Source organism: Elusimicrobiota bacterium, from assembly GCA_016706425.1.
In the GTDB taxonomy this organism is placed as follows: domain Bacteria; phylum Elusimicrobiota; class Elusimicrobia; order FEN-1173; family FEN-1173; genus JADJJR01.
In genome coordinates, this window is sequence record JADJJR010000001.1 from 2383842 (window position 1) to 2406409 (window position 22568).

The 22568-nt window shown below is 66.2% G+C and carries 16 protein-coding genes, 1 tRNA gene and 2 pseudogenes; 6 read left to right on the forward strand and 13 right to left on the reverse strand.

Going from position 1 to position 22568, the window contains the following annotated elements; all coding sequences use genetic code 11:
* Positions 1 to 10: 10 nt before the first annotated feature.
* Positions 11 to 1291 carry a saccharopine dehydrogenase family protein gene (locus tag IPI56_09860; GenBank protein ID MBK7546032.1) on the forward strand — a complete coding sequence of 427 codons (1281 nt, stop codon included), beginning with the start codon at positions 11 to 13 and terminating at the stop codon, positions 1289 to 1291.
* Here the strand turns inward: IPI56_09860 and IPI56_09865 are convergent.
* Both IPI56_09865 and IPI56_09870 read right to left on the reverse strand, forming a co-directional pair.
* A complete protein-coding gene (locus tag IPI56_09865) occupies positions 1242 to 2660 on the reverse strand; it encodes an MBL fold metallo-hydrolase (protein ID MBK7546033.1) in 1419 nt (472 codons plus the stop codon). The genes IPI56_09860 and IPI56_09865 overlap by 50 nt on opposite strands.
* Complete coding sequence (locus tag IPI56_09870; protein MBK7546034.1) at positions 2657 to 3874, reverse strand: NAD(P)/FAD-dependent oxidoreductase; 1218 nt, start codon at positions 3872 to 3874, stop codon at positions 2657 to 2659. The genes IPI56_09865 and IPI56_09870 overlap by 4 nt, the downstream gene beginning before the upstream one ends.
* 68 nt (positions 3875 to 3942) lie before the next feature.
* Between IPI56_09870 and IPI56_09875 the strand changes: the two genes are divergently transcribed.
* Positions 3943 to 5574, forward strand: a complete 1632-nt coding sequence (locus IPI56_09875) for an O-antigen ligase family protein (GenBank protein ID MBK7546035.1) — start codon at positions 3943 to 3945, stop codon at positions 5572 to 5574.
* Between the two features lie 40 nt (positions 5575 to 5614).
* Here the strand turns inward: IPI56_09875 and IPI56_09880 are convergent.
* Positions 5615 to 5686 (reverse strand) — tRNA-Asn (locus IPI56_09880).
* 80 nt (positions 5687 to 5766) lie between these two features.
* On the opposite strand from IPI56_09880, the pseudogene IPI56_09885 reads away from it, so the two are divergent.
* The 3 genes and pseudogenes from IPI56_09885 to IPI56_09895 all read left to right on the forward strand — a co-directional run bounded on the left by IPI56_09885 (position 5767) and on the right by IPI56_09895 (position 8031).
* Positions 5767 to 6519 (forward strand): annotated as a pseudogene (locus tag IPI56_09885) (transglycosylase domain-containing protein).
* Between the two features lie 317 nt (positions 6520 to 6836).
* Positions 6837 to 7062, forward strand: a pseudogene (locus IPI56_09890) (transpeptidase-transglycosylase).
* Positions 7063 to 7068: 6 nt separating this feature from the next.
* Positions 7069 to 8031 carry a hypothetical protein gene (locus IPI56_09895; GenBank protein ID MBK7546036.1) on the forward strand — a complete coding sequence of 321 codons (963 nt, stop codon included), beginning with the start codon at positions 7069 to 7071 and terminating at the stop codon, positions 8029 to 8031.
* A gap of 2 nt (positions 8032 to 8033) precedes the next feature.
* On the opposite strand, the gene IPI56_09900 is transcribed toward IPI56_09895, so the two are convergent.
* Genes IPI56_09900 through IPI56_09925 form a run of 6 tightly spaced genes read right to left on the reverse strand, consistent with a single transcriptional unit; the run spans position 8034 to position 14933 of the window.
* Positions 8034 to 8987, reverse strand: a complete 954-nt coding sequence (locus IPI56_09900; GenBank protein MBK7546037.1) for a D-glycerate dehydrogenase — start codon at positions 8985 to 8987, stop codon at positions 8034 to 8036.
* Positions 8984 to 10111 carry a glycerate kinase gene (locus IPI56_09905; GenBank protein ID MBK7546038.1) on the reverse strand — a complete coding sequence of 376 codons (1128 nt, stop codon included), beginning with the start codon at positions 10109 to 10111 and terminating at the stop codon, positions 8984 to 8986. The genes IPI56_09900 and IPI56_09905 overlap by 4 nt, the downstream gene beginning before the upstream one ends.
* Before the next feature lie 8 nt (positions 10112 to 10119).
* Positions 10120 to 12009, reverse strand: coding sequence for an asparagine synthase (glutamine-hydrolyzing) (asnB, locus tag IPI56_09910; GenBank protein ID MBK7546039.1), 1890 nt, complete (start codon positions 12007 to 12009; stop codon positions 10120 to 10122).
* 4 nt (positions 12010 to 12013) lie between these two features.
* Positions 12014 to 12979 (reverse strand): class I SAM-dependent methyltransferase, encoded by a 966-nt coding sequence (locus IPI56_09915; protein MBK7546040.1) that lies wholly within the window; start codon positions 12977 to 12979, stop codon positions 12014 to 12016.
* Positions 12976 to 14121, reverse strand: a complete 1146-nt coding sequence (locus IPI56_09920) for a glycosyltransferase (GenBank protein MBK7546041.1) — start codon at positions 14119 to 14121, stop codon at positions 12976 to 12978. Before IPI56_09920 ends, IPI56_09915 begins: the two co-directional genes overlap by 4 nt.
* Entirely contained in the window at positions 14118 to 14933 is an 816-nt protein-coding gene (locus IPI56_09925) for a class I SAM-dependent methyltransferase (protein ID MBK7546042.1), read from the reverse strand. Before IPI56_09925 ends, IPI56_09920 begins: the two co-directional genes overlap by 4 nt.
* Before the next feature lie 126 nt (positions 14934 to 15059).
* Here IPI56_09925 and IPI56_09930 point away from each other — a divergent pair, with 126 nt between their 5' ends.
* On the forward strand, positions 15060 to 17237 hold the full coding sequence (locus IPI56_09930) for a radical SAM protein (GenBank protein ID MBK7546043.1): 2178 nt from the start codon (positions 15060 to 15062) through the stop codon (positions 17235 to 17237).
* Here IPI56_09930 and IPI56_09935 read toward each other — a convergent pair.
* The 4 genes from IPI56_09935 to asnB (IPI56_09950) all read right to left on the reverse strand — a co-directional run bounded on the left by IPI56_09935 (position 17163) and on the right by asnB (IPI56_09950) (position 22568).
* Complete coding sequence (locus IPI56_09935; GenBank protein MBK7546044.1) at positions 17163 to 18371, reverse strand: glycosyltransferase family 1 protein; 1209 nt, start codon at positions 18369 to 18371, stop codon at positions 17163 to 17165. The two genes, IPI56_09930 and IPI56_09935, sit on opposite strands and share 75 nt — an antisense overlap.
* Positions 18372 to 18630: 259 nt before the next feature.
* Positions 18631 to 19695: an NAD-dependent epimerase/dehydratase family protein gene (locus tag IPI56_09940; protein MBK7546045.1), complete on the reverse strand. Its 1065-nt coding sequence runs from the start codon at positions 19693 to 19695 to the stop codon at positions 18631 to 18633.
* A complete protein-coding gene (locus IPI56_09945; GenBank protein ID MBK7546046.1) occupies positions 19692 to 20636 on the reverse strand; it encodes an NAD-dependent epimerase/dehydratase family protein in 945 nt (314 codons plus the stop codon). The genes IPI56_09940 and IPI56_09945 overlap by 4 nt, the downstream gene beginning before the upstream one ends.
* A gap of 12 nt (positions 20637 to 20648) precedes the next feature.
* On the reverse strand, positions 20649 to 22568 hold the full coding sequence (asnB, locus tag IPI56_09950) for an asparagine synthase (glutamine-hydrolyzing) (GenBank protein ID MBK7546047.1): 1920 nt from the start codon (positions 22566 to 22568) through the stop codon (positions 20649 to 20651).

Below are 22568 nucleotides of genomic sequence, written 5' to 3' on the forward strand. Positions count from 1 at the left end.
GGAGGAACGTGTGAAGAAAAACGTGATGATCATCGGGGCGGGCGCCGTGGCCCACGTGGCCGCGCACAAGGCGGCGCAAAACAACGACATTTTGGGCGACATCGTGATCGCCAGCCGCACGCCGTCCAAGGCGGACAAAATCATCGAGAGCGTCCGGCGGAAAGGCAACATCAAGGACGCCTCGAAACGGATCTATTCCCGGGCCATTGACGCCATGGACGTGTCGGCCACCGCCAACCTGATTGAAGACACGAAATCCGAGATCGTCATCAACCTGGGCACGGCGTATCTCAACATGTCGATTCTCGAGGCCTGCCTCAAAACGGGCGCCGTGTACATGGACACGGCCATCCACGAAGACCCCGCCAAGGTCTGCGAGGACCCGCCCTGGTACGCCAACTACGAGTGGAAACGCAAAGACCGCTGCAAAAAGAAGGGGCTCACGGCCATCCTGGGCATCGGTTTCGACCCTGGCGTCGTCAACGCCTGGTGCGCCCTGGCCGTCAAGCATCATTTCGACAAGATCGACACCATCGACATCCTGGACGTCAACGCCGGCAGCCACGGCAAGTATTTCGCGACCAACTTCGACCCGGAAATCAACTTCCGGGAATTCAAGAAAGTGTGGACGTGGATCAACCGCAAATGGGTGGAAAAACCCGTGCACACGGAGAAATGGATCTATGATTTTCCCGTCGTCGGGCCCCGCCCCGTCTATCTCAACGGCCACGACGAACTCCATTCCCTCTCAAAAAACATCGACGCCAATTCCATCCGGTTTTGGATGGGCTTCGGCGACCATTACCTCAACGTTTTTAACGTGTTAAATAACATCGGCATGCTGTCGGAAAAGCCCGTCCGGACGGCGGAGGGCGTCGAGGTGGTTCCGCTCAAGGTGTTGAAGGCGGTTTTGCCCGACCCGGCCAGCCTGGCGCCCAACTACATCGGGTACACCTGCATCGGCAACTTGATCAAAGGGGAGAAGAACGGAAAACAAAAGGAAATTTTCGTCTACAACACCTGCGACCACGCGGCTTGCTACCGCGAAGTGGAGTCCCAGGCCATTTCCTACACCGCCGGGGTCCCTCCCGTGGCGGCCGCGATCCTCGTCGCCCAGGGGAAGTGGAACCCCAAAACCATGGTGAACGTCGAGGAATTGGACCCGGACCCGTTGATCGCCCTTTTGGACAAGATAGGCCTGCCGACGAAAATCGAAGACCGCACCCCGGCGGTCCCGGCCGTCAGTCGAGTTCGAAAGAGTCCCCGCCGCGGGGGGCGACGAGGCGGTTGATCCCCTCGCCGCGCAGGCGTTCCATGAACGCCTCGCGCTGCGGCGCGTCCCCGTGCACCAGGAACGTCTGCACGGGCCGCGGCGATAGCCCCCGCACGAACCACGCCAGGTCGTCCTGATCGGCGTGGGACGACAGGTGCGACATGACGCGCACCTGGGCGGCCACGTCGTGGTTCAATCCAAATATCCGCACCTGCTTGGCCCCCTCCACCAAACGCCGCCCCAGGGTGCCGTGGGCCTGGTGACCGACGATGAGAATCGTGGTGTTGTCCTGCCCCACCAGGTGGCGCAGGTGGTGCAAGATGCGCCCGCCCTCGCACATGCCCGACCCGGCCATGATGATTTTACGGCCGGGCGTGCCCGTCAGTTTCTTTGATCCCTCCACCGAGCGGACGTAGCGGACCGTCTTAAGCCCGAACGGATCCCCCTCCCGCCCGGCGTTACGACGGAACTCCTCCGACAAACTGATGTGCTCGCGGTTCTTCTCGAAGATCTCCGTGATGTCGATGGCCATGGGACTGTCCACATAAATGTGGATGGGCTTGATGCGTTTCTCTAGCAACAACTTCCCGAGAATGAAGACGAGTTCCTGCGTGCGTTCCAAGGCGAAGCTGGGGATCAGGATCGGGCCCTCGTCTTTTTCCGATCGGTTGATGACGTCGGCCAGAAAGGATTCGGCCTCGGCGATGGGCGCGTGCCGCCGTCCGCCGTAGGTGGATTCCGTGATCAGGTAATCGACGTGCGCGGGAATTTTCGGGGGCTCCATCAGAATGGATTCCCGTCGGCCCAGGTCGCCGGTGAACAGGAGGTGGCGCTTGCGCTTGAGCGTTTTGATGCCCACGTGCACCATGGCCGAACCCAACACGTGCCCGGCGTTGCTGAAGGAGGCGTCGACCCCGTCGGCGATGGAAATCGGGGCGCCGTAGGGCCGGGGTTCCAGCAGCGCCAGCGTGTGCTCCACGTCCTCCTGGGTGTAGAGCGGGTCGATGGTCAGACCCTCGGCGGCGTGCAATTTGTTGAAAAACTTCGCGTCCTCTTCCTGGATCATGGCGGAATCCATGAGCATGATCTTCAACAATTCGGCGGTAGCGTCCGTGCAGTGAATGGGGCCGGCGAACCCTTCCTTCACCAACAGGGGCAATCCGCCGGAATGGTCGATGTGGGCGTGCGACAACAGCACCGCTTTGATGGTTTTCGGGTCGACGGGAAACGTGCGGTTCTTGACCAACGCTTCGTGCCGGTGGCCCTGGTAGAGGCCGCAATCCAAAAAGAGCCGCGTGTCCCCGAACTCCACCAGATGCCGCGAACCGGTGACCTCGTCGGTGCCCCCGTGGAACGTCAATCGAAACGACGTCGGTGTCTGGTTCAATCCCGCCTCCCCGCCATGGCCCGGCCCGCGATCCATCCCGTGGTCCAAGCGTTTTGAAAATTGAAACCGCCGGTGACGCCGTCAATATCCAATATTTCGCCGGCGAAGAACAGCCCCGGTGTCTTCCGACTCTCCATGGTTTTAAAGTCCACCTCAGGCAGGGCCACGCCCCCGGCGGTGACGAATTCCTCTTTGAACACGCCCTTGCCGGAAACGGCGTAACGGCCATCGAGGATCTCCGCCGCCAACCGCCGCAGGAGGTCGTTGCCGACGTCAGCCCAGCGGGCCGTGGGCGGCACGCCCGCCGCCGCCACCAACCGTTCCCACAATCGCTGGGGCAGGAGATCCATCGGGTCCCCGGCGACCCGGCGGCGGGGGAACGCCTTGCGCGTTTCGGTCAAGCGCCCTAGAACGTCTATCACGTTTTCCCCCGTCCAGTTCACCCGAAGGACGGCGTTGTATTTTTTTTCGTGCAGCCACCGCGCGCCCCAGGCCGAGAGGCGCAACACCGCCGGGCCGCTCAGCCCCCAGTGGGTGACGAGCACCGGCCCCGCGCTCGTCAACGCCGACCCCTCCAGCGCCAATCGCGCGCCCGGCACCGCCACACCGGACAGACCCGCCAAACGGGGGTCTTTTACCGTTAACGTGAAGAGGGACGGCACCGGCGGGACGATCGTGTGCCCGAAGGCCCGCGCCCAGGCGTGCCCTTCGGCCCCCGAGCCCGTGGCCAACAGCAGGCGGTCCGCCCGAAAAACACCGCGGCCGTCGGCGACGAAAGCCCCACCTTCACGCTTTAAGCCAATGGGGGAGACGCCCGTCTCCACCCGCACACCCGCCCGTCGAGCCGCCGCGACCAGCGCGCCCACGACGGTGGTCGAATCGTCGGAGAGAGGGAACACCCGGCCGTCGGTCTCGGTTTTCAGGGCCACGCCCCTCGACTCAAACCACACGCGCGTGTCTTTTGCGCCGAAACGGTGAAAGGCGCCCAAAAGTTCCTTGGCACCTCGCGGGTAATTCTCGACGAAACGGCGGGGGTCCTCCAACGCGTTCGTGACGTTGCACCGGCCTCCGCCGGAAATCCGCACCTTGGCGAGGACCCCGGGGCCTCGCTCCCAGAGCGTCACCGCGGCGCCCGCCGCCGCGGTGATGGCGGCCATGAACCCGGCGGCTCCACCGCCGATCACCAGGACTTGAGGGGACGAACCGTTCTTCATCCCGCCATTATAGCGGAGCGCCCCCGCCCGTGGTTGACTTGAGCGCGCCGATCCGATAGCCTCTCCCCGTGTCTCGTCAGAAAATCACCACCGCCGTCCTCCACGGGGCCCCGCCCGTCGTCCTCCTGGGCGCCGCCTACCTGCCCGGTCTTTGGCCGCAGCCCCTGGGCCACGCGCTGGCCTTGGTCGTGTTGATTTGGTCTCTTTTGGTCTTAACGCCGCGAACCCGCTGGGACCTTCCCGCCGTCCCCTTGTGTGGAATCGTCCTGGCGGCCTGGGCCCTGGCGGGGCTCTCATGGAGCCAAAACGTCGGGGGAACTCTCCAGTCCCTTCTTCACATCGGCGTGGCTGTATTTGTTTTTCTGGCCGCGCGACAAACCGGGGCGTTGGAGCCGAAACTCCTTTTCTTGTACCTATCGCTCTTGGGCGCGGTGCGCACGACGGAACTGCTGGTCCACGGCGCGTTGACGGCGAAAGGAGTGCCCCTGCCGATGTGGGGATCCCCCAACGTCACTTTTGCGGGATTGACGGCCGCGCTCGGCGCGGTGGCCGGCTTGGCGGGGGCCCGGGGCTCCGTGCCGGAACGCCGGGCGGCCTGGGTTCTGCCCGTTCTGACCGGCGCCGTCCTTTTCCAAGGGAACACGATGGGCCCCCTGTTCGCCCTGCTCATGGGCGTTTTGGTTTGGTTCATCGTCGACCGTCAAAAAAAAGGGGCCCTGTGGGGAGTCCCCCTCTTCGCGGCCGCGCTGTTGGCCCTCTTTGCGTTCGGGCCCTCCTGGGTCTCGAACAACCCCGCGGACTCCGCGCGGTGGGAGCGGTTGACCATCTGGAAAGACACCCTGCGTATGATCGCCGCCCACCCCTGGGGCGGCGGGCTGGGAACCTTTGAAACTTTCACGCGGGAATTCCAGGGCCTGCCGGGCACGCGGGTGGCGCCCCACGTCCACAACGAATTTTTGGAGATGGTTTTTGAACTGGGGCTTCCCGGCGGGCTCCTCGCCCTGGGACTTCTGGGGATCGCGGTTTTTCGGCGGGGCCGCGATGCGTTCCCCCCCCGCGGATTGAACGCGGAGAAGAAATCCGAGAAGGCGGTTACGTTCGGTTTGCTCGCCACCCTAATATCGGCGGCGGCCGTGGACTTTCCGATGCGCGCGCTGTTCCCCCTGTTGACGACGGCTTTCGTGCTTGCCCTCGGACGGGAAACACCCCCCCGGCCCATTGATCGAAGAGTCAAGAATGTTTGGTGGGTTTTGGCCGTCGCCGGGACGGGTGGTTTCCTTTTGTCCCTGGCCAATTGGGGTTTTCATGGCCGGGGAAAGACCGTCCTCGCCGCCGGCGAACCCGCGCGCGCCCTTGTTTGGTTCGAGCGGGCAAGCCGGGCCTGGCCCTGGGAACCGCACCTGTTCTACGACCAGGCGGACTGCCTCGTGCGGTTGGACCGTCGGGCCGAGGCGGCGGAACGGCTGGCGAAGTCCCTGCGCCATTCCCCCCGGGACATTATCAACCGACGGGCCCTGGCGAAATTGACCCTGGGCCTCGAGGGCGCCGAAGCGGCCGCAAGAATCTACGCACCGATCCTTGGTCTGGCGCCCACCCACGCTCCCCACTGGCGGGAGATGGGCGACCTCTTAACCTGGGCCGGCCGCTCCGAGGACGCCGGGCGTCACTACGCCCGTGCTGACGCGCTCACCGGAAAATAAAAACAGCCAGCGGCCGAAGCCGACGGCTGTTCAGAAAATCCTCCCCGGGCTGGACTCGAACCAGCAACCCTTCGATTAACAGTCGAATGCTCCACCATTGAGCTACCGGGGAAAAAGAGGGACCCGCGCGCCCTGTTCCGGCGCGCAACGGGGGCATTTTACCAGACAACGGCCTGGGGCGCAACCCATCAGATGGCCTTTTTCCGTCGACAAACCCTTGCCCCCGCCGCCCCAAAAACGTACCATGGGTCTTCCATGAAATTCCCCGTCCGCGGTCTCTCCGGCTTTATGGTCTGTCTCTACATCGCCCTGGTCCTCGCGGCGGGGGGCGTTCTCCGTTTTTTCTTCAAAGACCTGCCGTCGGTGCAAAACCTCAGCAACTACACCCCCTCCCTCGTCACGAAGATTTACGACAACCGCGGCGAGCTGGTCACCGAATTGTTCGTGGAAAAGCGCAGCGTCCTGCCTTTTCCACAAATCCCGGTCGACATGCAGCACGCGGTGCTGGCCATTGAGGACAATCGTTTTTACCACCACATCGGAATCGATCCCCGCGGCATCGTTCGCGCCCTTTGGGCCGCGCTCAAAGCCGGGCGGGTGGTGCAGGGCGCCTCCACCATTACCCAACAGCTGGCGCGCAACGTGTTCTTGACCCACGAGCGGACCGCCTCCCGCAAGTTCCGGGAATTCCTTTTAACGCTCCAAATGGAAGCGACCTTGAGCAAAGAAGAGATTTTTCAGCTGTATTTAAACCAGATTTACTTCGGCAGCGGGGCCTACGGCCTCGAGTCGGCGGCCAAAACCTTTTTCGGGAAAACCGCCCAAGAGTTGACCTTGCCCGAATGTGCCCTGCTCGCGGGTCTGCCCAAGGGCCCCGAACGTTACTCTCCCTTCCGCCGGCCGGACCGCGCCATCCGCCGTCGCAACCTGGTGCTGCGCCGCATGCGCGAAGAGGGCTACATCACCGAAGCCGAACAGATGCACGCGGCGGCGGCCTTTCACAAATTTAACAAGAACCCCGTTGAAAAAGTGAACGCGTCGTATTTCGTCGAAAACCTCCGCATCCAGCTGGAGGCGAAATACGGCGCGGAGGCCCTGTACAAAGGCGGGCTGTCGGTGTACACCACCCTGGACGTGCGCATGCAGCGGGCCGCCGACGCGGCGGTTCAAAAACACCTGGCGGCGTTCGATGAAACCTACGCCGAGGAACGGTTGGAATACCTTGTCAAGGAAGAGAAAATCCCCGCGGATTTCCTGGCGCGATGGAAAAAGTGGAAAGAAGACCCGGAAAACAACGAAGAACCCGAGGACTTCCCCGAACCCGCTCCGGCGCAGGGAGCGCTCGTGGCGATCGACCCCCATTCGGGCGCCCTGCGCGCGCTCGTGGGTGGGCGGGACTTCCAGGCCAGCCAGTTCAACCGCGCCACCCAGGCCAAGCGCCAGCCTGGATCAACCTTCAAACCGTTCGTGTGGTTGGCGGGTCTCGAGGGCGACATGACCGCGGCCACCGTGCTGGACGATTACCCCATCGCTTACACCGACGTGGCCACCCACCCCCGACTGGTCGCCGAGGCCACCGACTACGCCACTCTCAAAGACATGGTCACGTCCTACTACACCGTGCCGCTCGATCCCGACGAGCCGGACCCCATCTGGGCCCCCCAAAACTGGGACGGCAAGTTTCTCGGCCCCATCACCCTGCGCCGGGGCCTGGCGCTGTCGCGAAACCTCGTTTCCGTGCGAATCATCGACCGCGTGGGGCCCAAGGCGGTGGTGGACGTGGCCCACAAGGCGGGCATCGAGAGCCGTCTGGACGCGGTGCTCGCCCTGGCGCTGGGATCCTCGGTCGTGACGCCCCAGGAAATGGTGAGCGCCATGGGGACCTTCGCCAACAACGGGGTTCACATGAAGCCCCACAGCTTGGTCCGCGTGGTAGACCGTTACGGAAAGGTTTTGGAACAGAACCTGCCGGAAGGGACCCCCGCGGTCTCGCCCCAGAGCGCCTACCTCATCACCCGCCTCATGCAGGCCGTGGTGCAGGAGGGGACCGGCGGGGCCGCCCGGGTTCTGGGCCGTCCGGTGGCGGGAAAAACAGGGACCACCCAGGACATGCGGGACATCTGGTTCATCGGCTTTTTGCCCGACCTGGCGGCGGGGGTTTGGATCGGCTACGACGACTTCATTCCCCTCGGGAAAAAAATCACGAGCGCCGGGACCACCGTTCCCTTCTGGGTGGACTTCATGCGGGAATCGATGAAATACGTGCCGACGCGCGATTTCACCGTGCCCGCGGGCATCGATTTCTCCAAGGTGGATCGCGACACGGGCTACCTCGCCTTGCCGACCTGCCCCCACGTCGTCCTCGAAGCGTTTCGGAGCGGCCAAGCGCCCTCGGAATTCTGCCCCGTGGACCACGAGGCCGAAGACCCCGAACCCGAACAAATCATCACGGAATAAAGTTAAACAGGCGTGAGCGGTTTGTGCCCCGCCAGGACGGCGGCGATGTTTCCCGCCGCCAGGGTGGCCATGCGGGTCCGTGTTTCCAAAGTGGCCGATCCGGCGTGGGGCGCCAGCACCGCGTTCGGCAACCGGGCCAACCCCGGCGCCAGGAGCGGTTCTTTTTCGTAAACATCCAAACCCGCCGCGAAGACTCTCTTTTTCCGCAACACCGTGACCAACGCCTTTTCATCGACGATCGTTCCCCGGGCCGTGTTCACCAACACCGCCGTGGGTTTCATGAGGGCGAGTTCCCGCCGTCCGATCATGTGTCGTGTGGCGGCCGACCCGGGCACGTGGAGTGTCACGAAATCGCTCTCCCGCAACAGGCGGTCCAGGGGCACCCGCCGCGCCCCCACCGCTTTTTCCAATACCCGGTTTCGGGACCGTCCCCAATACAACACCCGCATGCGGAACCCCGTTGACATGCGCGCCACGGCCGCGCCGATGCGGCCCGCGCCCACCACACCCAAAATCTTTCCACTCACTCCCTGACCGAGGTGCAATCCCGGCGCCCAGCCTTTGAAATCGCCCGCCCGGACCCCGCGGTCGCCCTCGACGATGCGGCGCGCCGCCCCCAAGAGCAGCGCCCAAGCCATCTCGGCGGTGGCCTCGGTCAAAACGTCCGGCGTGTTGGTCACCACCACCCCCCGCTCTCGGGCGGCCTCTTTGTCAATGTTGTCGTGCCCCACCGCGTAGTTGGCCACGACGCGCAGGCGCGGCGCCGCCGCAAAGACTCCGGCATCGACCCGGTCCACAAGTTGGGTCAAGAGACCGTCGGCGTTCTTCACCCACCGCAGCAAATCCGCCCGCGGCAGGGGCCGGTCCTTCTCCGGGACGACCACCCGAAACCCCCGCGACCGCAACAGCGCCAGCCCCGGCTCCGGAACCCGCCGGGTGACCAAAACGGTTTTCATAGGAACAGGTCCTCCTCCTCGCGAAACGCCGCTCGAACGGTGCGGGCCAACACGCGTTCGGCTTCGCCCGGGGTCCGGGGAACGCGACCCAACGTTAGAACCCGAGCTCCGCTTCGCTTTACGCGTTGCCGCGCGGCCGGATCCACCCCGCCGGTGACGACCAAGGCGCGCCCGTTTTCACGACGCACCATCCTCAGCAATTCGCCCACGGCTTTCCCCTCAAAGGTCGTCCGATCGACGCGCCCTTCCCCCGAGATCACCCGGTCCGCCCATTTCACGGAGTTTCCCAGACCCGCGCGGCGCGCCAACCAGCGCGCACCGGGAACAACGCGCGCCCGCGCCAGCGACCACAAACCCGCCGCCGCGCCGCCCGCCGCGCCGCCCCCATCGAGGGAACGCGGGTCGCGGCCGCCCGCGCGGCGCAGGAGGATCGCCCACCGTGAAAGCCCCCGCGCCAATCGCGCCACCTGGGTTTTCGTGGCGCCTTTTTGAGGGCCGAACACCGGGGCCGCCCCGTGCCGCCCCGTCAGCCGGTGGCGGACATCTGTTAAAAGGACAAAGCGCACACCGCGCCAAAGTTTTTGAAAACCCGTCGCGTCCAAGCGGGTCAGTCGTTCCAGATCGCCGCCCGTCGCGGGGGAAATCAGTTTGTCGCCGCCGCGGAAAAGCCCCAAACCCATGGCCTGCAGCATTCCCGCGCCGCCATCGACCGTCGCGGTGCCGCCCAGGCCGACCCAGATTTCACGGGCACCCGCGCGGCGGGCCGCGTCGATCAGCTCCCCCGTGCCAAAACCGGTGGTATGTTCGGGATCGCGGCCCATCGGCGGGACAAGAGCCAGACCCGAGGCCGCGGCCATTTCCACCACCGCCCGGCGGCCGGCGGCGTCCCACAACCAGGGGGCGCGGATCCGTTCCCCTCGCGGCCCTTTCACGGGATTCCACCGTCGAACAAAGCCCGGGCGCCCGGCCAACGCGTCCAAGGTGCCGTCGCCGCCGTCCGCGAGAGGGAGAATTCGGCAATGACACGTCGGGCAAATCCGGCGCACTTCCTCCGTCAAGAGACGCGCCGCCCGCGCGGAGGAAAGGGTGCCTTTAAAAGCGTTGGGAGCGATCAAGACATTCACGGAAAGGGTTATGCGTGCCGGTGCCACATCTCCAGCATCAGCAACGCCCACAGTTTGTAGCCGTGGTCGCGGCGGCCGGATTGGTGCTCTTCCCACAGCGCCCGGACCGCTTCGGGTCGAAAATACCCCCGGCCCATCGCTTCGGAGGACAGGACGGTCTCCGCGAACAGGGTCCGGAGTTCGCTCCGGAACCAAGGGCCCAACGGAACGCCGAACCCCATTTTTCCCCGGCGGGCGATGGAGGGGGGCAACAAATCCTTGAACGCCTCTTTGAAAATCCATTTGCCGCCCGTCCATCCTTTGAGCTTCCAGGCCCCGGGCAAGCGGAACACGAACTCCACGAACTCGTGATCCAACAAAGGGGACCGCGCCTCAAGGGACACCGCCATGCTGGCGATGTCGACCTTGGTCATGAGGCATTCCGGCAAATAGGTCGAAAAATCCGTGTAGAGCGTGCGGTTCACGAAATCCAGGGACGCCGCCCGGTCGAAGGGGCCCCGCAGATAATCCAAGGCCGCGTTGTCCCTCAGTCGCGCGGCGAACGCCGGGGTGTACAGGTCCTTCTTGAGCGACTCGGGGAAGAAACACACGAACCCGAGGTGGCGAGCGACGGGGTCCGGTTCAACGGCGGCCTCCATAAATCGCCGGGCCCGCCACAAAAGGCCTTTCACCCCGCGTCGATCCGCGGAACCGGCGATCAGCCCCGCGCCCGCCCGCCACACCGCGCCGGGCACGAAGCGGGCGCGCCAGGCCGCCAGGGCGGCGCGGTGGCGCAGGTACCCGGCAAAATTCTCGTCCCCGCCGTCGCCGTTGAGCGCCACCGTCACGTGGCGTCGCGTTTCCCGGGCCACGTAATACGTGGGCAGGGCCGAGGCGTCCGCGTAAGGCTCCCCGTAATGCTTCGCCAACATCGGCAATACGGACGCCGCCGCGGGCGTCACGACAAATTCCGTGTGGTCCGTTCCGAACCGGCGGGCCACCTCCCGCGCGTGGGGCAATTCCGTGAATTCCTCCCGGTCGAACCCGATGGAAAACGTCTTCACGGGTTTTTCGGACATTTGGCTCATGAGGCCGACGATAACGGAGGAATCGACCCCACCGGAAAGGAAGGCGCCCAGGGGCACTTCACTGACCATTCGGAGCCGAACCGCCTCCGTCAGGCGACGCCGCAACTCGGTCTTTGCGTCGGAGAGCGATAGGGACAGCGGGACTTTATCAATCGGCAAATCCCAATAGCGCTCCACCCGCGGCGGCCCGCTCCCCTCCGCCACCAGGATGTGCCCCGGCGGCAATTTGTGGACGTTTTGATAAATGGTGCGGGGGCTTGGAATGTATTGAAGGCTCAAATACAGATCCAACGCGACGGGGTCCAAGGTCCGGTCGAACGAGGGGTCCGCTTTCAGGGCCTGCAGCTCCGAGGCCCAGACCAGACCGCCGTCTTTCGCCGTGTAGAAAAGAGGTTTTTTACCGAACCGGTCCCGCGCGAGAAAGAGACGGCTTTTCCGCGCGTCCCACAAGGCGAAGGCGAACATGCCCCTCAATCGGCGGACGCAATCGACGCCTTCCTCCTCGTACAGATGGACGATGGTTTCGGTGTCGGACCGCGTCGCGAAACGGTGCCCTTTGGCCTCCAACTCCCGTCGAAGATCCTGAAAATTGTAAATTTCCCCGTTGAACACGATGGCCACCGACCCGTCCTCGTTGAACACCGGCTGGCGTCCGCCGCCGACATCGATGATCGACAGCCGTCGCATGGCCAGGCCCACCCGCCGGTCGGGCGACACCCAGGCGCCGCCGTCGTCGGGACCGCGGTGTCGGAGCGCGCTGTTCATGGCGTCCAAAAAGGGCACCGCGGGCGATTCCCCCGCCGGGGAATAGAAACCGGTTATGCCGCACATGGGGTCATCGCTCGCACAGGAAATGCCAGTAGGGAAGGTCGGGGGAAATCGTCACGGCGCGGAAAGTGTCCCGCAGCGTTTCAATGTCGGCCCGCGTCACCCGTTGTTCGATGCGGGTGAAAAACCGGTCGTAGACATCCTGCTCGATCCGCGCGCGGCTTCGGTCGCGGTAGAATTCGTAGAGAGGAACCCGCCGCCCCAAACCCACGAGGTCCAACGCCCGGCCGAGGCCGATCAGTGGGAGGTAAAGACCCCAGAGCAGGAATTTCGTAATCGCCCACCGGGCCCGCTCCCCCCGGACCCGGCAAAGCCCCTTTCGCAAAACAGTGACTCCCGCCAACAGCCAACGGAAATACGCGGGACGGTTGTCGAGCGCGTAGTACAAGAAATAGAGGTGCCGGGCGGCCAGGGGTTTGAGGGACCGAACAACGTCCAAACAGGGCGCGGGCAAGTGGTGCAAAACGCCGAGGGAGTAGACAAAATCAAAGCTTCCCGGCGCAAAAGGCAGGGCCAGAATGTCGCCCATAAAAAACAACGCGTTCGGTCGATCGCCCAGGTGGCGCCGCGCGACGAATATGGCTTCCGAGAAATCCACCAACACGATCTCCCGGCATCGGTCCGCCAAATAATGGGCCCACCGGCCGATGCCGCACCCCAAGTCCGCCACGCGCGCGCCGCGAAGGGCGCCGAGGTCCACGAGGTCAAAGTATCTTTGAAATTCACCGGCGTGCTCCGGTTTTATTTCGTTGTACGTCCTCCACTCCGCCCCGAACGTGGCCTGGATGTCGGGGGCGAACGCCGCCCCCCCCGCCGCGCCCGCGCCGGGCCGACGCTCCGGCGGCAGAAGCACGATCACCTCGTCGATCACGGGGTAGACCGCCTCCCCCACGCGCACGGCGTCCTCGGTCACCGTCACCGGCTTTCCAAAAAGCGCGGCCAGGGTATCCGTCTTGCCCGCGTAGCGGTTCACGCCTCGCCCCCCGCCACCCGCGCGTAAAGGTCCGCGTACCGTTTCGCCACGGCGGTAAGGGAATAGTGCGCCTCGATCCGCGCGCGGGCCGCCGCGCCGCGCCGCGCGCGTTCGTCGGGGGGCGCGGCCAGCTCGGCGGCCCAGGCGGCGGCCAGGGCCGCGGGGTCGCGCGGCTCGACCACGCGCCCCGTGTCACCCACCAAAACCGCCGCGTCGCCCGCGCGCGTTACCACGCAGGGCACGCCGCAGGCCATGGCTTCGCCCACCACGTTCGGGAAGCCTTCGCTCACGGAGGTCAACGTCGCCACGTCCAAGGCCGCGTTCAGCCGCGGCGTGTCGTCCCGCCGGCCCAAGAGCCGGCAGCGGGATTCCAGGCCCCCTTGGCGGATCGCCTCGGCCAAGGCGGGGTTCGTCTCGTCGATGCCGTCCCCGCAGAGGAGGAAATGGACCGACGGGTCCCGCGCGGCCAACAGCGCCGCCGCCGCGAAAAAGGTTTCGTGGTCCTTGTGCGGGTCGAACCGGGCCACCAGGCCGACGAGTTTCGCCCCCGGCGGCACACCCAACTCCGCGCGCACGGCCGCGCGCGCCGCCGGGTCCGGGCGAAAGACCGCCGTGTCGAACCCGTTGGGGATCACCGTGAGCCGTTCCCGGGCGTAGCCGAAGGCCGCGTGCGCTTCCAGCGCCGCCGCCGAGTTGCACACCACCGCCCGCGGCACCGTCCGCGAGAGGCGCGCGCACCAACGGGCGATCCGCAGCGTCGACGCTTTTTTCAGTTCCGGCGTCAGCGTCGTCTGCCGCACGTTCCACACCACGGGCGCCCGCCCGCCGAAACGCGCCGCCAAACCGCCCAACAAATCCGCGTGGTACATCCACGTCTGCACCACCGCCGTTTCGCCGGCGAGGAGCCGCCGCAGCCGCGCGAAGGCCCGCGCCGCGCCGAACGCGCCCCGCACGCCCAGTTCCTCGACGGGCACGCCCAAGGCCCGCACCCGGTCGGCCAACACCCCGCCCGATTGGAGCGCGATCACCCGCGCCGGAAACCGCGCGCGGTCCAGGGCGCCCAGGAGCCTCAACAAAAACGTCTCCGCCCCGCCCAACACCAACCCGGGGATCACGTGCGTCACGGGGATCGCCGCGCTCACGCCGCCCCCCGTTCAAAAACGAATTGATTGCACCCAAAACTCCGCGTCGGGATGAGTTTCGTCAACCGAAACCCCCGCGCCGACAAAAACGCCGTCACCGCCTCGGGCGTCGCGACCTCAAAGGGATAGCCACCCAGCCAGTCGATCCAATCGTGGTAAAGGGACATCCCGCGGTTGTGGCGGTAAGAACGGAACTGGCCCAACGGCCCGCCGTGTTTCAAGACGCCCGCGGCCACCGCGCGCAACGCCAACGCCGGCACGAACACGGCCTTGACCGCCCACCGCCCCGCGCGGCCGCTCACGTAGGTCCGCTTCACGGCGCGCCACGCGCGGGACAAAATTCCTTGATCGTTGTAGAGCGCGACGAAGAGCCGTCCCTCCGGCGCCACCCGGTTCGCCGCGTGTCCCAACGCGTCCCACATCCGCCCCGTGTGGTGCAGCACGCCCCAGGAGTAGACAACGTCGAAGGTCCCCAATTCGTCCATGAATTTTTCGTCCAACACCGACCCCGGCCCGTTGGTCCAGAGCGGGTCGCCGGGGGCGAATCGGTTTTTGAGCCACTCGGCGCAGGCCACCGATTGGGGGTCGTAGTCAAAAGCCGTCACCCGCGCGCCCAACCGCCGCGCCGCGAGGGCGTGGATGCCGCTGCCGCACCCCGCGTCGAGGAAACGCCGCCCCGCCCAGCCGTCGGGCCCCAGGGCGTCGGTCAACGCCTGTCGCGCCGCGGCGATTTTGTCCTCGTCAACGGATTGCAGGTAGCTCCACCAGTTGTCCCCGAACGGGAACCGCGGCGGGGCGGCGGGCGACGTCACGGCGCGGGGGTCCGATCGAATGAAAAAGTCATGTCGGTGACAAATTAGCGAATCCGCGCCGATGGGGCAATGGGACCGTCGCCCCGGCGACGGGGGACGCGCGGAGAAATATAATAAAATGCCCCTGTGAAAACCGTTTGTTTGATCGTCCCCCCGTCAGTGTTTTTGTTGGACGAACGCGTGTTCATGTCCCTGGGGATTCTGCGCGTGGCGGCGATGCTGGAGCGCGCCGGGCACCGGGTGGAAATGCTGGATTTGTCGGGCATCGCCAATCACACCGACGTGGTCCGCCTGCACGCCCGCGCCAGCCGCGCCACCCATTTCGGGCTGACCGCCACCACGCCCCAAATGCCGGCCACCTTCGCCATCGCCCAAGCTCTCCGCGCGGTCCGCCCCGACGCCACGCTCATTTTGGGCGGCCCGCACATCACCCTGGTCAGCGCCTCGCGGAAGATGGAAACCCGCGAAAAACGTCCCGGGCGCGGCGTGGCGGCCTTCGACAAACTCGCCGCCGCGTTCGACGTGCTCGTCGCGGGCGACGGCGAATTCGCCGTCGAGCGCGCCCTGGTCGACGCTCCCCCCGCCTTCATCGACGGCGACGACCCCAAATCCGATTTGTTCTTAAAAAGCGCCCAATTGAAGGACATGCCTTTCCCCGCCCGCCATCTGGTGGATGTCGACAGTTACCGTTACACCATCGATGGGGTGAAAGCGCTGAGCCTCATCGCCCAACTGGGATGCCCTTTCGAGTGCGGGTTCTGCGGCGGTCGATTTTCTCCCATGCTGCGGCGGGCGCGCATGCGCGACCCCGAAAACGTCGTCGCGGAAATCGAGCACCTTCATCGCGCTTACGGCACCCGCGCCTTCATGCTCTACGACGACGAGCTCAACGTCAACCCGCGCATGGTCGACCTGCTCAACAGGATCACCGACCTGCAAAAGCGCCTCGGCGTCGAGTTCAAGCTCCGGGGCTTCATCAAATCCCAGCTTTTCAACGACGCCCAAGCCGAGGCCATGGTGCGCGCGGGGTTCCGCTGGATCCTGACCGGCTTCGAATCCGGCTCCCCGCGCATTCTCCAAAACATCAACAAGCGCGCCACGTTGGAAGAGAACTCCCGCTGCGTGGACTTTTCCTCCAGCCCCGCGGCGCCCTTCACGGCGGAAACCTTCCGCACGCCCGGCTATCCGTTTTTCCTGTCGCTTTTCTTCCGCGACGGCGTTCCCCGCGGCGCGGTCCTGTGGGTCCAGGTTTTTCTGGGGGCCCTGTCGGCCGCCGTTCTCTTCGCCGCGGGCGTCCGCCTCTGGGGCCGAACGGCGCCCGCCCTGTGGGCGGGGCTCTGCCTCGCGGTGGATTTCGTGACGGTGCTCTACGGGGCCTTCGTTTTGACGGAAACGCTTTTCCTTCTGTTCCTGCTGCTGGCTTTCTGGGCCCTCGCGGGTTCCCTGGAACGGCCGCGCCCCCTTCTTCTGACGGCCGCGGGCCTCGGCCTGGGGCTGGCCGCGCTGGTGCGGCCGGTGGGGTTCTTCCTCTTCTTGGCGGTGGCCCCGGTGCTGGCGGTGTCGTGGCGGCGCCGGGGCGTCCCGTGGCGCCGGCCCCTTCTGCTGTTCCTCGCCGCGTCGTTCGCCCTGACGGGCGGCTGGATGGTCCGCAACAAAATCCGCGCCGGCGTTTTCGCCTTCACCACCATCGACCGCGCGCTGATCCACGTGCGTCTCGCGCTCTTGAAGGTGGAGTCGTCGGGCGCCTCCTTCGACCAATCCCTCGCGGCGATCCAATCCGAGGCGGACCGGGCCGAAACCGGCGCCCACAGCAACCGCTGGGCGCTGCGGCGGCTGGCCGCCCAATCGGGGGCCCACGCCGCCCTGCTGGCCAAAGAGTCCGCGCGGTTTTGGCTCGGGAACTCGTTCAAGGCCGCGGCCTGGGTCCTCGCGGCGGATCCGGCCTACGACCCCGCGCGCGTCCCGGCCTACGCCAAAGACGGCTTTCTCGCCCAGGGGTCGCGGCTCTTGCGCGCCCATCCCGCGCTGGGCGCGGGGGCGCTCTTGTTCTTGGCGTTCTTGGGGGTCAATTACGGCTTGGTCGGCTGGGGGGCGGCGCGGGGCGGCGCGGCGTTTTTCCGGGACGCGCGCGTTTGGCTTCTCGTCGTTCCGATCGCGTACTTTTATTTGCTGTCCATCGGCAGCGTGGCCCACGCGCGTTTGCGCATTCCGGCCATGCCGTTCGTGTTTCTATTGGCCGGCGAAGCCGCCGCCCGCCTCCGCGCCGGGCAGCGCCGCCCGCACCAGGTCGTCGACCCGCTTTAAATAGGTGTGCCCCGCGCGGGCGAAGGCGTGCGCCGTCTCGGTGATCCGCGCGCGCACCGCCGGGTCCGCCAACAAGGCCACGGCCTCGTCGACGTTCGAGAGGTCCTTCCGCACGGGGATGTAGTGCTCCATCGGTTTTAAGATCCCGTTGTACTCCCCCTCCAACAGCACCTGGCACGTTTTCGTGCCCAGGGGTTCGAAGTGCCGCGAAGAGATGGCCTTGCCGTTGATCTTCCGCGCCCCGGTGAAAAACCGTTCCCGCACCTCCGGCCACGTCGCCGCGGGCCGGCGGCGGCAATAGGCCTGGGCCCGGGCCAGCAATTTTGAATCCGGTTCCAGGAAATAGGTGCCCGACTCCGCGCCCGGAATCCCCGCGCACCCCGCCAGAAAATCCGACCACCCGCCCCGCTCCAACGGGGCGAACCGCACGTCCACCGCGAGGCCCGCGCGCCGGGCGGCGTCGCTCAACGCGTTGACGGCGTCGGTCCGCTCCACGTCGCCGACGAACAACGGGTAGGCCTGCCCGCGAAAGCCCAGGTCCACGGGGCGGGGCCCCGACGGGCCGGGCCGGTACACGTCGGGGTTGAGGGCGGCGGGCGCGTGCAGCACCCGGACGCGGGGCAGTCCGGCGTAGAGTTGGGCGGCGGCCGCGGGGGGCAACTGGCTGCCGATGAAGTCCACGCCCGCGCGGCGGGCGAAATCGATTTTTTCGTCCATGAGGTTGTATTCGTTGCCGAAGAGCGCGATCGCCGGGCCGCGCCGGCCCTGGAGGAACCGCCCGATCCGCCGCATCACGCCCAGGTGGTCGCCCACGGCCGAATGCAGCGCGACCACGAGGTCGGCCTCTTTGAGGGCGCGCAGCGCCCGGACGATCTCCACCGGGTTGTTGATGTTGCAGGGGCTCACGCGCAGGCGCGGGTGACGCGCGAAGGCTTCCCGCCAATCCTCCACGTAAGACAAACTCTGGTAGGTGTCTTTAAAAAAACGCCGCACCCACCGGGCGTCCCGCCAGCCGGCGGGCACGTGGTCCAGGCGCAACCCCGTGACGTGCCGGACGGTCTCGACGGCCAATTGCCGCCACCCGGGCACGCTCCGCGCGTAAAAGACCAGCGCGCGCGCTAGTGATGCCTGCACAAATAATCTCCCGTTTGGGAGGCCGGGATTTGTGGCGATTTCGAGGCGCGAGGAGGGCGCAATGCCGGGCCATTGTAACCGACGAGCAACGACGAAATCGCCCAAAGACAGGCCTCCCCGAAGGGCCGGCGCGCTTTTGGGCGGCGGCTGCGTCGTTCGGCGGTCACATCGTCACCGCGATGCTCCCTTCTCGCTCCTTGCCGGCGCTCCAAAATCGCGCCGGCCAAATAGGAGATTATTTGCGCAGGCATCACCCGGGTCAACGGGCCCCCGCGGCGGCCAAGCGGTCGGCGTGGCGGTCCACGCAGGCCTGGATCAGGGGCCGGTTCGTCCGCGTCCACGCCACGGTCCGGCGCAACCCTTCGTCGATGTCGACGCCCGCGCGAAAACCCAAGACGCGCTCGGCTTTGGTCGTGTCGCCGACGCGCCGTCCGGCGTGGTCCCAGGCCCGCCGGGGGACGCGCGCCACCGGCGTCGGGTTCTCCGCCAACCGGTTGATCCGCTCCGCCAAATCCGCGATCGACGTTTCCCGCCCCGACGCCAGGTTGTAGACGTCCCCCGGCGCGCCCGCCGACGCGCAGGCCATCAGCCCGCGGACGATGTCGTCGACGTAAATGAAATCCCGCGACGACGAGCCGTCGCCCTCGAGGATCAAGGCCTGTCCCAAAAGCGCGCGGTAAACGAACGTGGGCACCACGTTCCGCCACACGGTGGCCGGCGTGCCGCGCCAGCGCCCCGCGCCCAGGACTTCCCCCGGCCCGTACACGTTTTGAAACCGCGCCCGCACCGTCGGCAGGCGGTGCGCCGCGTGGTAATACACGGCGTAAAACTCCCCGACGATTTTCGAGATCTGGTAGGGGCTGTCCAGGTGGAAGGGCGCGGGCCCGTCTTCCTTCACGGGCGTCGGGTCGCCGCTCGTGTGCGGGGCCAACACGCACCCCGACGCGGCGTAGACGATTTTTTTAACGGCCGCCGCTCCGCGGGCCCATTCCAAGAGCTTCAAGGTGGTGAGGAGGTTGTTGGCGTGGTCGGCCAGCGGGTCGGCGATGGAGTTCTGGTTGCCGTGGAACGTCGCCAGATGGAAGACGTAATCGACCGCCTTGTCCAACCCGCCCAACAGGGCGTCGTCGGCGATCGACCCTTCCCGATAATCCACCCGCGGGTCGTTCGGCACGTTCGACCGCTCGGCCGAGAGCAGGTTGTCCACCACCGTCACCCGCGCGACGCCGGCGTCCAACAGCGCGCGCGTCAAGTTCGACCCGATGAACCCCGCCCCGCCGACGACGAGAGCGCGGGCGCCGTCCCAGCCCGTCGCCGCGCTCACCGCGGCGCCGTCGGCAGCTTCAAGTGGGTGAAGGTCTCCTCCACGGGGTGCGCCCGGTACCAGGCCACCGCGTCGGCCACGCCCCGGTCCAGGGGCGTGCGCACGGCCCAGCCGAAAGTTTTTTCGGTGAGCGCCGGGTCGAGCAGGATCGTGAAGGCGTCGTCCGCCCCGCGGGGGCGCACCTCCACGTCCTTCTCCAGCCGGACACCCAGCGCTTTCACCGCCGCGTCGAAAAGCTCGCGGATGGCGAAATCTTTTCCCGAGGACACGTGGTACACCCCCGAAGCCCCTTGCCCCGCCAAGGCTTTCATCGCCACGTCCACCAGGTCGCCGATGTGGATGAAGTCCCGCCGCGTGTCCATCACGAAGCAGGGTTTGCCCGCCGTCAGCCGTTGGTAAAAGGTCGGCAGCGGGCCGCTCACGTTGCGCGGGCCGTAGGCGTTCGCCAAGCGGAACGAAATCCAATTCAGCCCGCTCAGGCGCACGTAGTGTTCCCCCGCCGTCTTGCTGATGGCGTAGCTGCTGTCCCCCGGGGCCAACGCGTGGTCCACGCGGATCGGCTGCTCCGCCGGGTGGAGCCCGTAACACAACGCCGTCTGGAAATAGATCAGCCGCTTCACGCCCGCGCGCTGGGCGGCCTGGACGACGTGGGCCGTGCCCAGCACGTTGGTGAGGGAATCTTCGACCCAGTTGTTGGGGTCTTTGTACGACGCCGCGGCGTGGACGACGGCCTCGGGCTTGAAATCGTCGAAAAGTTTGTCCACCGTCTTCCGGTCGGCGATCGTGCCTTCCACCACGGTCAAGTTCGGGTGCGCGGCCAAATTGTCCCGCCGCCCGGTGGCGTAGTTGTCGATCACGCACACCCGGTCGCCTTGCGCCAGCAACCGGTCCGCCACGTGGGACCCCACAAACCCGGCCCCGCCGGTGATTAATGTTCTCATCGGTTCACCTCGTCAACGTTTGAAGTCCGCCGCGCGGGCGATGTCCGCCGCGCGGTCATGAAATTGCTTCTGCCACAGCTCCAACGACAACAGCCCCCACAGTTTTCGTCCATAGCGCGGTTCCGCGTCCAACCCCTTGAGCACCTCCTCGGCGTTCATCCACGGGCGTCCCCGCGCGGCCGCCGAGCCCAGCGTGTCCCGCACGAAATCCCGCGTCCGCCCCGGCCGCGCCGCCCACTCCGTGAACGGCACCGGGAACCCCATCTTGTCCTTGCGGTCCAACACCGACCGCGGCAGCGTGTCGGCGAAAGCCGTCCGCAGCAGGTGTTTCATCGTGCCGTTCTTGAATTTGACGTTCGACGGCATGGTCGCGGCGTACTCCACCAGCCGGTGGTCCAAGAACGGCACGCGCGATTCCAACCCGTGCGCCATGGTCACGCGGTCCTCCACCTGGAGCAGCGCCGGCAACAGGGTCTTGAAATCGAAATGCGTCATGCGGTCGAAGTACGACTCCTTGCGCACGTTGTCCCCTTCGAAGATGGTCCGGAACGTTTCGTAGGGGTTGTAATCCCCCAGGGCCTCCCAGCGCACCTCCCGGCCCACGTCGCGGCTGCGGTTGATCAGCCGGAAGTACCGCGGACCGAGGTCGTCGAACAACCCGTCGCGCCAAAAATCCTGCAAAAGCGGTTTGTAGGACCGCAACGCCGACAGGTTGGGGATGATCGATTCGTAGGTCACGATGAAATTCCCCGAGTTCATCGTCCCGTCGATGGCCGCTTTGATGCACTGCTCGAAATAGGCGATGAGGTAGCGCGCGTACCCGCCGAAGATCTCGTCCCCGCCTTGGCCGCCCAGCACCACCTTGCGGTGGCGCGCCGCGCTCTTGGCCGTCAGGAATTGCGGCACGCTGCCCGGCCCGGCCACCGGCGCGTCCAGGTGGTAGATCACCGCCGGCAGGTGGTCGACGAAATCGTCCTCGCGGATCACCGTCTCGTCCAACAGGAGGCCCTTGGCCTCGGCCACCGCCCGCGCGTGGTGCGACTCGTCGTAGGCCGGCCCCATGTCGAATTTGCCGGTGAACGCGCGCAAAGACGTCGCCCCCGCCTCCACGGCCAAGGTCGCCATCAGGCTCGAGTCGAGCCCCCCGCTCAAGAACGCCCCCACCGGCACGTCGCTGCGCAGGTGCAGGCCCACGGACTCCCGCAGCCGTTCGCGCACGCCCTCGGCGAAACACGCCTCCGTCTCCTCGAATTGCGGGTTGTAATACACCTCCCAATACCGCCGCACCTCCAACCGCCCGCGGTGGATGGTCAAGGTGTGCCCCGGCGGCAATTCGCGGATCCCCGCGAAGAGGGTTTTCCCGGCGAGGCAAAATTGGAACGCCAAATAATCCTTCAAGGCGTCCACGTCCGTCCGGATGTCCTTGAGGAAGGGGAGCAACGCCTTGCATTCGGACGCGACGTAGGCCACCCCGTCGACGACCGTGTAGTAGAGCGGCTTGATGCCGAACCGGTCCCGCGCGCAAAAGAGCGCGTCGCGCGGTTCGTCCCACAGGGCGAAGCCGAACATGCCCCGCAGTTTCGCCAGGGCGTCCGGCCCCCAGCGCTCGAGGCTCTTGAGGAGGGCCTCCGTGTCCGACCGCCCGCGGAACCCGGCGCTCCCGAGTTCCGACCGCAGTTCCGGGTGGTTGTAGATTTCGCCGTTGAAGGAGATCCACCGCCCGGCGGCGTCGCCCATGGGCTGGGCCCCGCCCTCGATGTCGATGATACTGAGCCGCCGGTGGGCCAAGCCGACGCGCCCGCTCGGGTGCGCCCAGGCGCCCACGCCGTCGGGGCCGCGGTGGCGTTGCAAGGTGTTCATCAGGTCCAACCGCGCCGCCAAGTCCGGCACCGGGGCCCCGGTCAACGAGAGGATCGCTCCCACGCCGCACAT